Source organism: Bacteroides sp. AR29, from assembly GCF_900217715.1.
GTDB classification, from domain to species: domain Bacteria; phylum Bacteroidota; class Bacteroidia; order Bacteroidales; family Bacteroidaceae; genus Bacteroides; species Bacteroides uniformis.
Window position 1 is genome coordinate 145,344 of sequence record NZ_OBMS01000004.1, and the last position, 13,404, is coordinate 158,747.

The window sequence follows — 13,404 nt, forward strand, 5'->3', positions numbered from 1 at the left end:
TCATGACGCCTACCCATTTGCAACAATGGATTCAGCATCCCGAGACGCTGAATAGGGATACTTTGTACGAGCTTCGCACATTGGTGGCACGCTATCCTTATTTCCAGTCGCTCCGTTTGCTCTATCTGAAAAACCTCTATCTACTGCACGACATCAACTTTGGCGCGGAGTTGCGCAAGGCTGTGTTGTATGTGGCAGACCGTCGTGTGCTGTTTTACTTTATAGAGGGTGACCGCTATACTTTGAAATCCCGGAAGGTCTCGTCGCTGTTTTCCGGCGATTTGGAGAAAGAGCCGAGTGTGGACCGTACCCTTTCCTTGATTGACGCATTTCTGGCTACTGTTCCCGAAGAGCATTCACAGCATACGGAGCTGGATTATGCGGTGGATTATACGGCCTATTTAATGCAGGAAGAACCCGGTGTGGATGCAGAAGATGAGTCGGAAGTGCCTAAACTGCGTGGGCATGAATTGATAGATGACTTTATCCAAAAGAGTGAGTCTTCGGATGCCTCGGATACGAGAAGGGAGTTTCTTGTAGAGAAGGAGGAAGAGACTGAAGAAGAGGAAGAACCCTCAGTATCGCCGGTAACGGAAGAGTTGGACGATAGCTGTTTTACGGAAACTTTAGCCAAAATCTATATAAAACAGCACCGATATGACAAGGCGCTTGAAATTATTAAAAAATTAAGTTTGAATTATCCAAAAAAAAATGCTTACTTTGCAGACCAAATCAGATTTTTGGAGAAATTGATTATTAACGCTAAATCAAAATAACAAAATGTATTTATTATTAGTTATCTTAATGCTGATTGCATCTGTGCTGATGTGCTTCATTGTATTGATTCAAAATTCTAAAGGAGGTGGTCTGGCATCAGGCTTTTCATCATCCAACCAAATTATGGGTGTGCGCAAGACTACGGACTTTTTGGAAAAAGCAACCTGGACTCTGGCAGCTGTCATGGTAGTCTTCAGTATTGTTTCTGCTTACACTATTCCTTCTTCCACAGGCAAGGGCGGTGATGTGATTCTGGAACAGGCGCAACAAGAAGAAAAAACTAATCCTTATAACATGCCCGTAGGTACAGAAGCTCCGCAATCGGAGGCCCCTGCAGCTACAACTCCGGCTGAAACTCCTGCTCCTGCAGCAGAAGCCCCTGCAGCAGAATAAGATAAGGATATTGCGGATGACTCCCGCTTGGAAAAATAAGAGAAAGGTTGATACTGAAAAGGTGTCAGCCTTTTTTCGTTTTGATGAAGTATTTATTTACCTTTGTCAGCAATTTATGCAATCTGATTAATAAATTGAAATCCAAATAGTACAATGACAGAACAACTCAAACTTAAATTGAATGATTCCAAGGCTACCCGTTGGGGGGCATTGGTGATTGTTGCCTTCACGATGATGGCAGCTTATTATGTAAACGACGTGGTAGCACCGTTGAAGACAATGTTGGAAACGGACTTGGCTTGGTCGAGTACCGATTTCGGATTCTTTACCGGTGGTTATAGTTTTCTGAATGTTTTTTTCCTGATGTTGATTTGGGGAGGATTAATCCTCGACCGCTTTGGTATCCGTTTCACCGGAAAGCTGGCAACTATCCTGATGGTAGGTGGTACAGCACTTGAATACTATGCAATGACGGGACTTGCCGGTGCCGACGCGACTTTATTCGGAATCAATGAAATATTTGGCTATAAAACGGGTGTGTTTGTTGCTTTTGCCGGTTATTCCATTTTTGGAGTAGGAGCGGAGGTCGCCGGTATTACAGTTTCCAAAATCATAGCCAAGTGGTTTAAGGGGAAAGAGCTTGCCACGGCTATGGGGGTACAAGTCGCTTTAGCACGTATCGGTTCGCAAGCCGGTTATGCCGTAGCCATTCCTTTGGCCCGCGCTTTCGGTATTTCCACACCGGTGTTGTTGGGTTTGGTTCTGTTGTTGGGCGGTATGATTGCTTTCTTCGTCTTTGCAGTGATGGACAAGAAGCTGGACAAACAGATGGAAGCTGCTGCCATTGCTGCCGGTACGGAAGATGAGGAAGAGAAGTTCTCTTTTAAGGATGTGAAGAATATTCTGGTCAATCCCGGTTTCTGGCTGATAGCATTGCTGTGTGTATTGTTCTACTCTTGTGTATTCCCATTCCAGAAGTTTGCTTCCGAGTTGATGATTATCAAATACGGTATCAATGAGAATGTGGCCGGTACATTTGCCGGACTTCCGGCATTGGGAGCGCTGATTCTGACTCCGGTCTTTGGTGGTTTCATTGACAAGCGGGGCAAGTCCGCATCTATCATGCTGCTGGGCTCGGCCATGCTGATATGTGTGCATTTCATTTATGCTATTCCCGATATAAACTATTGGCTGGTAGCTATTGTGCTGATGATAATTTTGGGTATCGCTTTCTCGCTGGTACCTTCTGCCATGTGGCCGGCTGTGGCCAAGATATTCCCGGTAAGCCAGTTGGGTACGGCATACGCATTGATTTTCTTTATCCAGAATATCGGTCTTTGGGGTATTCCTACATTGATAGGGTGGGTGCTTGATGCCTATTGTATATCCGGCAAGAAACCAGATGGAACGAATATGTATGACTATACGGTGCCTATGTGCATTTTTACCGGTATTGCCTGCTTGTCCCTTATAGTGGCTCTACTGCTGAAGAAGGCAGACAAGAAGTATGGTTATAAGCTGGAAGAGCCTAATATTCAGAAATAATAGGAAAAGCGGATACCGTATGATGGAAATACCCGAAGGAAAAGTAAGTCTGTTGGACGCTGTTCCGGTCCGCTGTGGACATATAACAACCGAATGGGAAGGTGAGTGCGCCGTACTCGCCTACCCACGGTTTAAATACGAATGGATGCGTCGTTTTTTATTGCCGAAGGGGATGTCTCCTGACATCCATGTGAGGCTGGAAGAACACGGTACAGCTGTCTGGAATCTGATAGATGGACATCGTACCGTGCGCGAAATCATCTATCTACTTGCCAGGCACTTTGGGGAGGAAGAGAATTATATTCCCCGGGTCACCGCCTACGTAATGCAGTTGCGTAAGGATGGATTTATCCAGTTGACAATCCGGAATTAGAATTCCTTTATTCCCTATCCACTTTTATCAATCCTCCCGTTGCCGTATCAAACAGCACTTTGATGGTAGAATTCTTGTTGAACAGTACCGGTGCGAGGTATTCTACGGTGCCGAATTGGGTAATGGGAAGTTGGTCGTCAAACAATTTCTTATTGTTATACACCAATGTCACTTGTGCCTTGCCCGGAAGGTTATAGGCTACACCGTCCACTTTCTTTTTGCCTTCCTCGGTGGCAGATACATCGGGACTTTTGAGGTCGGTGACGCTGATATAATACGGTTCACCGGCAAGGTCATTATTGGCCACCACTCCCAGCTTTCGGGAAAAACGGAAAGCCACTTCATCTTTCATCTCTTTAGGCGTCAGCCGGATGGTGAATGTCTTGGGTTCTTTCTTTATTTTGCCCGAGAACATTTCCGTCATAGCCGTTTCCTGCTGGTTCAGATTGTCAAGCATCAGCTTGAGTTGGGCGCCGTCCTTGGGCATATTGTCTGCTTCGCCGCGCAGGAGGGCATTCTTGCTTTCGCGGATGCTGTATATTTCCTTAGCCACCAGCTCGGCCATCTTGGCACTGGAGTTGGACATCAGTATTTCTTCCGTCAGAAAACTGCGTGGGTCAATGCTGCTTTCGGTGGCTTTGGCTTCGGGCGTCTTGGCAGCAGGCTTACCGCTGAACGGAATGTTGATGGAGCGGACAATTCCGTCTTCGGTAAGCTCCATAAGGGGTGCTACGGTCTTGTCTTTCATCTTCACGAAATAGACGTTGTCCTTATCCGGTACACCGGCTATGCGGGTTTCTATCTTATCCAGTGTCCAGAACTCCTCGGGTTCGGCAGACACGTTGTTGAGACGCAGATAGCGGTCGGCATATCTGCAAAATTCTCCGGGAGTGTAAGTATGTTTGGTGGCTTGCAATACGATTTCTATTTCTGTTTTGGGCAACATATAAGTCACTCCGTAGTCTTTGCCACGCATCACACCGGTGGTTACGTCTGTTTGCGCCAGGGCAGTGGTAGACAAGAACAGAGCTGAGAGCATCAATATATTCTTCTTCATAATGTACATTCGTTTAGACTGATTTAGCTAAGGGACAAAGTTAATGAAGTTATCTTTGCTAAATATTGCTTTATAAATTATTAACAGAGCTGACGAACTGTACGCAAACCGGCATGTCGACTACAATGTCCTGATGAGTATCTTCCAAGAGTCCGGTAACTTCGTTTCGTTTGTATACCTGAATGACATTGCTGTCGCGGCAGGCGGCAAGCAAGTATTTACCGTTGGGCGTGATGTTGAAGTTGCGGGGATGGATGCCGGTGGGCTGATAACCTACCTTTGCCAAGGTCCCATTTTCGGGATTCACGGCAAAGATGGCGATGCCGTCTTCTTTCAGACGGTTGCTGGCGTAGAGGTATTTCCCATCCGGACTGAGGTGGATGTCTGCACTTCCACGGGCGGCTACGGTGTCGGCTGTGATAGTCTGTATCTGTTCCAGGCGGCCGTCGTCGTAACTGAAGGCAATGACCTTACCGGACAGTTCGGTGATGAGATAGGCAAACTTCCCATTAGGGCTGAATGTCAGATGGCGCGGGCCGGAATCTGCCTCAATGCCAACGGCTTCCAGAGAAGCATGAGGAATAGGGTTGTCGGGGTGCATCACAAAGCGCAGGATGCGGTCGGCACTGAAGTCGGTGGCGAAGATATACTTTCCGTCCGGTGAAAAGACCGTGCAATGGATGTGGGGAGTGGCTTGCCGTATGGCGTCGGGACCGGTGGCAGAGCCTTGAAAGAGCGTGTCTGCAGGAGCCAAAGTGCCGTCTTTCTGTAAAGGAAAGACGGACATGGTTCCACCGCTGTAGTTGGCAGTCAACACTTCCCGGCCATTGGTGGCCACGTAGCAGGGGTCGGCGCCGAAGGTGGGAACGGTGTTCAGCAGGCGCATTTCTCCCGTTTCCCGGTCGAAGGCAAGGGAGCTGAGGGCTGCTGTGCTGTCGTTCATTTCACTGACGGCATAGACAAATTCGCCATCTTCCGAGGGGACGAGGTAGGAGGGATTGGGCAATGCCGCTGAACTGAGCGGAACGGCTGTTCCCGTCTCCTGATTAAAGCGGAAGGTATAGATACCCTTGCTTGAGCCATTCGTGTAAGTACCTATTAGCATGGCGAGTTCGTCCTGGTCACCGTTAGTGCCCTTTGGAGAAGAGCCACATGCTGTCAAACCTAATCCGAGCATACAGAAAAGAAGTGTTTTCATTAATTTAATGTGTTAATGTGCCAATATGCTAATGTGCTAATTGGCTGCGCTGTATATGCTGCATGGTCATTGGTACATTAGCATATTGGCACATTAGCACATTAAAATTTAACTTCGGCAATACTGACGCGGTCATCGTTCAGCACGATGCGGAGGTCGCTGGCGGTAGTGCCTTTGAACGGATAGGAAATCAGCTTGCCATATTCGCTGACGGTGCCCGAATATATGGTGAGGAACTGTCCGCCACCGCCCGAGAGCTGGATTTCGAAGGTTGCCGGCAGGTTGTTGTCACGTGTAAAGGCGATGGTAACTTTATCTACCTGGGTTCCGTTCTTCAAGGCAAAGGTAATATAATCTCCCTTATTTCCTTGCCATGCGGTATTGATTTTTTCGTCGAGCACGTTTTCGGCATCCTCTGGGTTGGTGCTGGCACTCACACGCTTTGCTGGTTTTTGGGCTTCAATGGCTTTGGCACGGGTCTGGTAGTCTTCTACGGTCAGCGTTCCGTTCAGGCGGATGTCTTCGGAAGAGGCGCCGGCCATGAGCACGAAGTCGCCGGGTTCCACCACCCATTTCATGTCGGCGTCCAGAAGCTCCAGGTGCTTGCGGTCGATGGTGAAGGACAGCTCCTGGGCTTCGCCCGGTTCGAGGTGGATGCGCTGGAAGCCTGCAAGATTCTTTTCGTAGGTGGTGATGCTGCTCAGTACGTCGCGGATATAGAGCTGCACTACTTCATCTCCGGCACGTTTGCCGGTGTTGGTCACCTTCAGGCGGACGGTGGCAGACTCGTTCGGGGTGATGACTCGGGGGGTGATGTCGAGGTCGGAGTACTCGAAGGTGGTGTAGCTCAAGCCGTAACCGAAGGGGTAGAGTGCTCCGTTGATGCGTGACATGTTGCCCGTAGGTCCCGGATTCTTACCGCCGTCTATCTGTGAAGAAGGTTTGCAGGGGAAGTTGAAGGGGATTTGCCCTACGGTCTTGGGGAAGGTCACCGTCAGCTTTCCACCGGGGTTGTAGTCGCCGAAGAGGATGTCGGCCAGGGCTGTTCCGCCTTTGGAGCCGGGATACCAGGCTTCGAGGATAGCGGGGACGAACTTGTCTGCCCAGTTGATGGAGAGCGGGCGTCCGTTGATGAGTATCAGTACGACGGGCTTGCCCGTGGCTTGTATGGCTTGAAGCAGTTGCAACTGCCGGCCGGGCAGGTCGAGGCTGGTGCGCGATTTGTTTTCGCCGCAGGTGCGTTGTCCGCCGCCCAATACTACGACGGCAACATCAGCTTGGCGGGCATTTTCTACGGCTTTGTCTATCTCGGCTTGCTCGTCGTCGGTCAGAGGATAGTCTATGATTTCACTTTCGGGCCAGTGGGCATCCACTAGGTCGCAGCCTTTGGTGTAGAGCACCTCTGCCTTGCTTTTTGTCTTTTCTTGAATGCCTTCCAGTACAGTGGTCACTTCTACGGCAAGTGGGCCGTAATGGGTCAGCGCGTAGCCTTCTTCATTGGCATTGGGACCACAGACGGCAATCTTCTTGGTGGAGTTGATGTCTAAGGGCAACAGCTCATCGGCATTCTTCAGCAGAACGACGGACTCGTGGGATGCCTGCAAGGCGATGGCTTCGTTCTCTTCTTTTTCCACTTCACGGTCGGCACCGGCAAGGTCTGTCTGGTAGGGGGCATCGAACAGACCAATGAGGAACTTTACCCGGAGGATGTCGCGCACACGGTCGTTAATGACTTCTTCGCTCAGCCCGCCTTCCTTCACCAGTTCGCGGAGGGGAAGGACGAAGGAGTCGGGCGAGCGGAAGGTACAGCGTACGTTCAGCCCGGCTTCCACGCTTTGGCGGACGGCTTCTTTCATGTCTTTGGCGGTGCCGTGCTTGGTGTAGAGGTATTCTACGGCGTCACTGTCGGATACGACGTAGCCACGGAATCCCATTTCGCCACGCAGGCGGGTGGTGAGCCAGTAGTAGCTGCCCTGCACGGGGATGCCGTCGTAATCGTTGTACGAACTCATTACGCCCAGCATGCCAGCTTCCCGGATGACGCGTTTGAAGGGGTAGATGTGTATGTTCTCCACTTCGCGCGGCGACATTTGCGGGTCCACGCGTGCCATGCCTTCGCGGGCGCCTTTGTTGTTACTGTAAGCGGCAAAGTGCTTGCCGGTGGCGGCCACTTGGTGGTTGTGCTGCAAGCCGCGCACCATTTCGATGCCCAGTTCGGCTACGAGGTAGGGAGATTCGCCGTAAACTTCTTCGTAGCGTCCCCAGCGCTGGTCGCGTCCTACGTCGAGGATGGGGGCGTAGACGTTGGTGTAGCCCAGCATGCGGGCTTCGCGTCCGGTGATGAGTCCTACTTGGCGAATCAGTTCACGGTTCCAGGTATGTCCCAGTCCCAGTTGGGTGGGGAAGTTGGTGGCGCGGTAGCTTTCCACGCCGCGTATGCCTTCGTTGGTAAAGTCTACGGGGATGCCGAGACGGGTATCTTCCACAAAGAACCGTTGCACCTCGTTCAGTGCCCAGGCGTGGCGCGAGGCGGGCCAGACGTAGGCATTGTCCGAGGGAGGCAGCCCCCATTGCTGGAAGCCGTTCAGGTGTTCGTCGATGGCGCCGATGCCGTCTTTCCAGAGCAGCTCTTTCCATTCGGGGGTGGGGAGGTCGTCTTTCAGTACGCGTTTGTAGCCGTAGAGGGTGACCATTTGGCAGGTCTTTTCGTCCAGCGTCATCTGTTGCAGCAGGTTTTCGATGCGTGCTTCGAGCGGGGCGGAGGGGTCTTCGTACACGTCTTTCACTCCGTTTTTGTTGAAGTCTATCCAACCTTTGCGGTACATTTCACTTTTCACCGGCTTGTAGGTTGCCGGTGTTTTGGCAGGCTTTTGTGCGCAGAGCAGTGTGCTTCCTCCAAGCAGCAGGGTTAGGGCAATAAGGTTCTTCATGATATGTTCTAAAAATCTCTTGGTTATTATTGTTTCTTTTGTTGACAAAAATACGGCTAATGTGTGAAATAAAGGGATAAAATAGTCCGAAGTATCGGCTTTTATTGTCCGAAGGGTCTTCCTCTTACTAAAAATATCCTCCAAGACGCTACCGGGGAATTCAAATCATTATTAGACGAAACATATCATTCACTTTTAAAAAGAAAGAACACTATAATAACCTGAAAAGTAGATGCAATCGCGGTGTATACAAGTATTACGGCTACATCTGTTAAACGAGGGTGTATTTATATAATAGGAATCTGTTGGCGGAATTGTTGCTTGTACGGAAGAACTTTCTTTTCAACCTTGGGATGTCTAAACCAAACCTTGGTTTAGACATCTCAAGGCTGGGTATGGAAAAACCAAAGTTTGGGATAGATTGCTTCCTTAATTCTTTCCGGTTTTTCAGTTAACTTCAGAGACTTTTTCCGTTAACTTCCCATCTCTTTTGTGCAAATATCCATTACAGAAGATAGATATTCCCTCTTGCAGGGGGTAATTCCGTCAACGGATACTGGCTTTGGTAGCTGTTTGAACATTGATGACAATGGGGTGCACATATTCTATGTATGGAAGATTATTGTTTTTATCACGAAAAGTCAGTATTAGCTAATATTTGTAAATATATGGTGATTGCTAATAAAAGAATATGTATCTTTGGGCCAAAGAAAGCGGTAGAGGATGAAAAATAAAGTAGCATTTATCCCTTTTTCACCCTCCCTACTTAGCAATGAGTTACGCAATCTTTTAAATTTCAGACCGTTACAAAGTCATGGGGTTGACTGGATTTGACAGCGGGCAGAAATGGTAAGTAAGCATGCAGTGCGTCGTTGATTTGCACTTTAATCTCAGTCCTCAAAATTTTATCTGGCGAAACTCGTTACGCTCTCGCTGCTTAATCGAAGTATAGTAGATTGAAGCTTAATCCCGGCACCAGGTGCTGGGACGTGACATCACTCGGAAGCTGTTGCTCCGAAGCATTCCGATAAAGTGGTGCAGTCAAATCGGGGATAGTTCGTGTCAGCCTCGTGGCGCGGGTGAAAATTTAGAGGATAAGGCAACGGTTGATGGCTTTGGTTCTGCCGCTGCACGAAAATTTAGGCAAAGATAAGCATGTAGAAAGCTTATGATTTCCTCGTTTGGACGAGGGTTCGATTCCCTCCAGCTCCACGGATATAGTAAAAAGAAGTTTGTAAGTCCTTGAATTCCAGTAATTCAGGGGCTTTCTCTTTTCTTCTACTCCCCCTACCTTTTATATTCATTTAGAAAACGGTTGTAGTAAATGTGCTACAATTTAAAATTAATATCTACTTTTGTCTGTTCAAAAATCAATAACTATTAGAAGTGGGGGCAACACTTTAAATTCTGCAACAGATTTATGAAAATTCACGAAGGAAAATGTACAGAGAAGATTTTGAAAGAACGTGAACGGATTGGTAGTCGGTTAGCCATTCTTCGCAAGAAGAGAAATATGACCCAAGAGGAATTGGCTAATCTTTGTGGTGTTAATCGTGTTAATATAGCCAAGATAGAGAAAGGGGCTTATAATGTGAGCATTGATATACTATCTAAGGTAACATCCGCTCTTGGTTTTGTGATAGATATAAAAGTGGATAGCTCTGTTTGTCCGACTCATTTCTCTCAACGTAAACCTGTAAAGCTGGTAATAGGGGAAGATTATTATGTCAGTTTTGGCAATAACGAAGCCCATAGATGTAAGCTGGTGGATATTCCGGAGATGTACCAAGGTCAAAGAATTAAAATCGAAACTCCGACCCCGAGAGGGTCTATCACCCACATATTATTTGCCGATGAAATAGGAACGACACCTGACGAGGCTGTAATGAACCAAGTAACGATGTAAAAACATTAAAAGGGAGGAAGTGCAAGTTCCCCTTTTATTGAAATCACCTTCGCTACAACCATCTGCAGCGAGGGTGATTTTTTAGTTTATGAGGGTTTCTACACCCCCTCTTTCATCAGAGCTATTCAAAAATTTAATGGTTTCTTCTGAATATATAATCTTAAATTGATGGTTCGGAATCAATTCTAAAGCTGGGAAATCAGTAGTGATTAACAGTTTTAGTCCCTTTCTTTAATATGTAAAAGCAACTTGTACAAAAGAAGTTTCTTATGTACGGGATAGCAGCAATAACTCCGTTGAGCCTTCGTGGGGACAAGCCGAATTTGATTTTATAATGTGGGTTTATAAGGTACAGTCTCCGGTCAATGATTTGATAGTTGGCTTGCCGGGCGATGCGATTGAACAGTTCGATGGTGCATCCGGTGCTCTTTATATCCAGTAGCTCCGTGATTACGCGTTCCTGCTCACCGCATAGTCTTAATATCCATCTGTATAAAGTGCGGGGAAGGAGGTGGAGAAAAGGGAAATGTGAAACAATGTGGCTGTGTGCTATCTGCTGGTGGCCTCCGAATGGCATTTGCCAGGCGGGAAATCCTACAAATACAGCTCCGTCGGCAGACAAATGTTTTTGTAGGCCGGAGAGGAACCGTTCTTTGTCTCTGATATGCTCTATCACATCGTGTAGAAGAATCAGGGGAAAATTCGTAGCCTTGTCCTCAAGCTGGAAAATGTCGGTGGAAATGAACTGTCCCTGCTGATGCCTTTGGGTGAAGAAGGTCCTGGCTTGCTCTATTCGCATGGCATCAATGTCTACGCCCATCACCCGGCAACCGGCTTTGGCAAAGGGAAGCAGATTGCCTCCCTCTCCACAGCCCACTTCCAGCACTTTATCGGGGATGTGTCCGATGACTTCCTTTATGTAGGGGATATAATAGTTCTTGCTGGTCTGTGACTGTTCATCAAAGTAGCTTTCCCGGTCGGTATGTCGTTTCTGCATGTTCTTTGTTCCTTCTTGAGTTTGATTATCCATATAAATAGATAATCAGTCGGGTAAAAGACTGCGTGGCGCATCGTTTTTTTACCAGGAAATGCGGAGGCCTACCGGGAGGGTGAATATGAACGGGTGTTCCTTTCGGATGGTGCGCAGTTGGCTGCCGTCGGGGATGTAATAGTTTACAGTCGGCTCCAGATAGATGCCTGCCTGGGGTGTGAGGTGATATTGTATGCCTATACTTGTGTTGACCGACCACTGCCAGGGAGCACTTACCGGATGACTGCCGAGCTTGTGTGGAATACTGTCCGTGACATGGAAGCTTTGGAGTGTCCCTTTTATGGGGATATCCACCTGCATGCCTGCCGTGGCATAACCGGAGAAACGTTTGTAATGCCAGAAACGGTAGGAAAGCCGGAGAGGAATGCCGATATAATGCAACTTCTGGTTGTCTTGAATGCGGAATGCTTCGCCGGTAGTGAACTCCGACCTGAGAAGCGTATATTGCAATCCGGTTTCCAGACTCCAACGCTCATTCAATTTCTTGCTGAGAGAGAGTCCCACGACGATGGGGGCATGATGTTGCTGGTTCTCAACAATCCTGCCGCTGTTATTCTGGGCAATCTGCATGAGTCCGATGGAATCTTTTCCCAGAGTACCCTGCTGATAGCGGGTGTGCAGATAAGAATAATACTCTTCCCACGTGCTGACTTGTTGAGGGAAGTCACTTGAAATGCCGTCGGTATGTGGAGTGGCAATCAGCTTATATAAGTTCTGTGCCAGTTGCGGTCCGAGTGAACCTGCCAGCATCAACTTCCATTTTCCGGATTTCTTCTTGCGGGTTGGCGGCATCAGGGAAGGGGAGAAGACGAAAGCCATCTGTCGGTTGGTGATGGTCTGTCCGGTGAATGGAGAAGGTATGGGATATTTGTGGATACTATCTTTCATTGTGGGTATGGCAAGGGGCCATTCTGTGGAAACTGGAACGGGAGGGATGATTCGTTCCCTTTTGTTCAGATTTTCTTTGGTATAGCATTGTTCGTCGGTTCGGGGAGTATCGGTTTTCTTTGTTTGTTGCGTACTCCCGGCTTGCCTGGAAGAAACTTTGGACAAACGGTTTTCCCTGATACTCTTTTTCTCTCTGTACAGATAGTCATACAGCGTTGGAAAGAGAAGCAATACTGTCAAAACAATGAATACACGGTATCCTGCCAGCATCTTTTTAAGTAAAATTTTCGCCCGGAACAATTGGGAGGAAGAGGAGTGTGGCGCTATACCCAGTAAATCTCCGATTTCTTTGTGGGACAATCCTTCCAGTACTGCCAGTTTAAATACCTTGCAGTAGCCCTCCGGAAGGCTCTCCACTATATCCAGCATCTTATCGTACGAAATGAAATCCGGACAAAAAGGATTTTCAGCAGGCTCTTCCTCTTCCGGAATATCTGTCAATGGGATGGTGGGGTTGGCATTGGCATGGTTGAGGTATTGCAGTGCCAGGTTTCTCATAATCTTTTTCATCCAGTATTCCAGTTTCTCCGGGTTGCGCAGCGAATGAATGGAAGTGAATATGATGACAAAACCGTCGTGAAGAAGATCTTGGGCTATCGTTGGGTCGGGAATATAGCGTAGACATACTTTCAGCATTTTCTCTGAATAGTTTTCGTAGAGCAGGCTCAAGGCCTGCCCGTTTCCCTTCTGGCATAAAGTGACAAGAGCTTTTGTATCCATGTGTTTGTCTCAATGTTATTTCTTAAGGATAGAGAAGAACATGAATGACTGCATGGATTTTTATTTTTTGACTAAGCCTCCCGGTTGACTTCTGCTGCACAGTCCGGACAAATGCCTTTCAGTACATAGTTGATGCTGTTCAGTGTAAATCCTTGAGGCAGCTTCACCACCGGAGTGGGAATGTTGGTGAAGCAGAAGGTTTTGTTGCATTTCTCGCAATGGAAATGGGTGTGCAGGTCGCTTACGTCGCAAGAGCAACTGTCGCTGCACACGGCATACTTGAAGGAACCCGTCCCGTCATCTATACTGTGTATCAGATGATGGGAGAGGAATAGGGTAAGGGTACGGAAGATGGTGGATTTGTCCACCGTATCCAGCATGGTTTCAAGGTCGAGCAATGAGACGGAACGGCCTGCCTGCATCATGGTGCGCAATACCAGGATGCGGATGGCAGTGGGCTGTATGTCCCTTTTGGCCAATAGGTCCAAATATTTCTTTTCTTCCAT

General features: G+C 48.0%; 11 protein-coding genes and 1 other RNA gene. 6 read left to right on the plus strand and 6 right to left on the minus strand.

Annotated features, from left to right (window positions below):
* Window positions 1-2: 2 nt before the first annotated feature.
* The 4 genes from CSD97_RS03415 to CSD97_RS03430 all read left to right on the plus strand — a co-directional run bounded on the left by CSD97_RS03415 (window position 3) and on the right by CSD97_RS03430 (window position 3,088).
* The gene (locus tag CSD97_RS03415) at window positions 3-776 is read left to right on the plus strand and encodes a hypothetical protein (RefSeq protein WP_005831938.1); all 774 of its coding nucleotides are present in this window, start codon (window positions 3-5) and stop codon (window positions 774-776) included.
* Window positions 777-780: 4 nt separating this feature from the next.
* Entirely contained in the window at window positions 781-1,170 is a 390-nt protein-coding gene (gene secG, locus CSD97_RS03420) for a preprotein translocase subunit SecG (protein WP_005831936.1), read from the plus strand.
* 153 nt (window positions 1,171-1,323) lie between these two features.
* A complete protein-coding gene (locus CSD97_RS03425) occupies window positions 1,324-2,715 on the plus strand; it encodes an MFS transporter (RefSeq protein WP_005831932.1) in 1,392 nt (463 codons plus the stop codon).
* Window positions 2,716-2,734: 19 nt separating this feature from the next.
* Complete coding sequence (locus tag CSD97_RS03430; RefSeq protein ID WP_057258649.1) at window positions 2,735-3,088, plus strand: PqqD family protein; 354 nt, start codon at window positions 2,735-2,737, stop codon at window positions 3,086-3,088.
* 7 nt (window positions 3,089-3,095) lie between these two features.
* On the opposite strand, the gene CSD97_RS03435 is transcribed toward CSD97_RS03430, so the two are convergent.
* From CSD97_RS03435 to CSD97_RS03445, 3 genes are all read right to left on the minus strand, one after another.
* Window positions 3,096-4,145, minus strand: coding sequence for a DUF4831 family protein (locus tag CSD97_RS03435; RefSeq protein ID WP_057258670.1), 1,050 nt, complete (start codon window positions 4,143-4,145; stop codon window positions 3,096-3,098).
* 70 nt (window positions 4,146-4,215) lie between these two features.
* Entirely contained in the window at window positions 4,216-5,343 is a 1,128-nt protein-coding gene (locus tag CSD97_RS03440; protein ID WP_098031972.1) for a lactonase family protein, read from the minus strand.
* A 101-nt stretch (window positions 5,344-5,444) separates the two neighbouring features.
* Window positions 5,445-8,273, minus strand: coding sequence for a beta-glucosidase (locus CSD97_RS03445; RefSeq protein WP_098031973.1), 2,829 nt, complete (start codon window positions 8,271-8,273; stop codon window positions 5,445-5,447).
* 816 nt (window positions 8,274-9,089) lie between these two features.
* Here CSD97_RS03445 and ssrA point away from each other — a divergent pair.
* Together ssrA and CSD97_RS03455 are read left to right on the plus strand one after the other, a co-directional pair.
* Window positions 9,090-9,488: a transfer-messenger RNA gene (ssrA, locus tag CSD97_RS03450) on the plus strand.
* Between the two features lie 205 nt (window positions 9,489-9,693).
* Complete coding sequence (locus tag CSD97_RS03455; protein WP_008665278.1) at window positions 9,694-10,179, plus strand: helix-turn-helix transcriptional regulator; 486 nt, start codon at window positions 9,694-9,696, stop codon at window positions 10,177-10,179.
* 199 nt (window positions 10,180-10,378) lie between these two features.
* Here CSD97_RS03455 and CSD97_RS03460 read toward each other — a convergent pair whose 3' ends face one another.
* The 3 genes from CSD97_RS03460 to CSD97_RS03470 form a co-directional block, all read right to left on the minus strand.
* The gene (locus tag CSD97_RS03460; protein WP_098031974.1) at window positions 10,379-11,176 is read right to left on the minus strand and encodes a class I SAM-dependent methyltransferase; all 798 of its coding nucleotides are present in this window, start codon (window positions 11,174-11,176) and stop codon (window positions 10,379-10,381) included.
* 81 nt (window positions 11,177-11,257) lie between these two features.
* On the minus strand, window positions 11,258-12,898 hold the full coding sequence (locus CSD97_RS03465) for a sigma-70 family RNA polymerase sigma factor (protein WP_098031975.1): 1,641 nt from the start codon (window positions 12,896-12,898) through the stop codon (window positions 11,258-11,260).
* Between the two features lie 71 nt (window positions 12,899-12,969).
* A complete protein-coding gene (locus CSD97_RS03470; protein ID WP_005831909.1) occupies window positions 12,970-13,404 on the minus strand; it encodes a transcriptional repressor in 435 nt (144 codons plus the stop codon).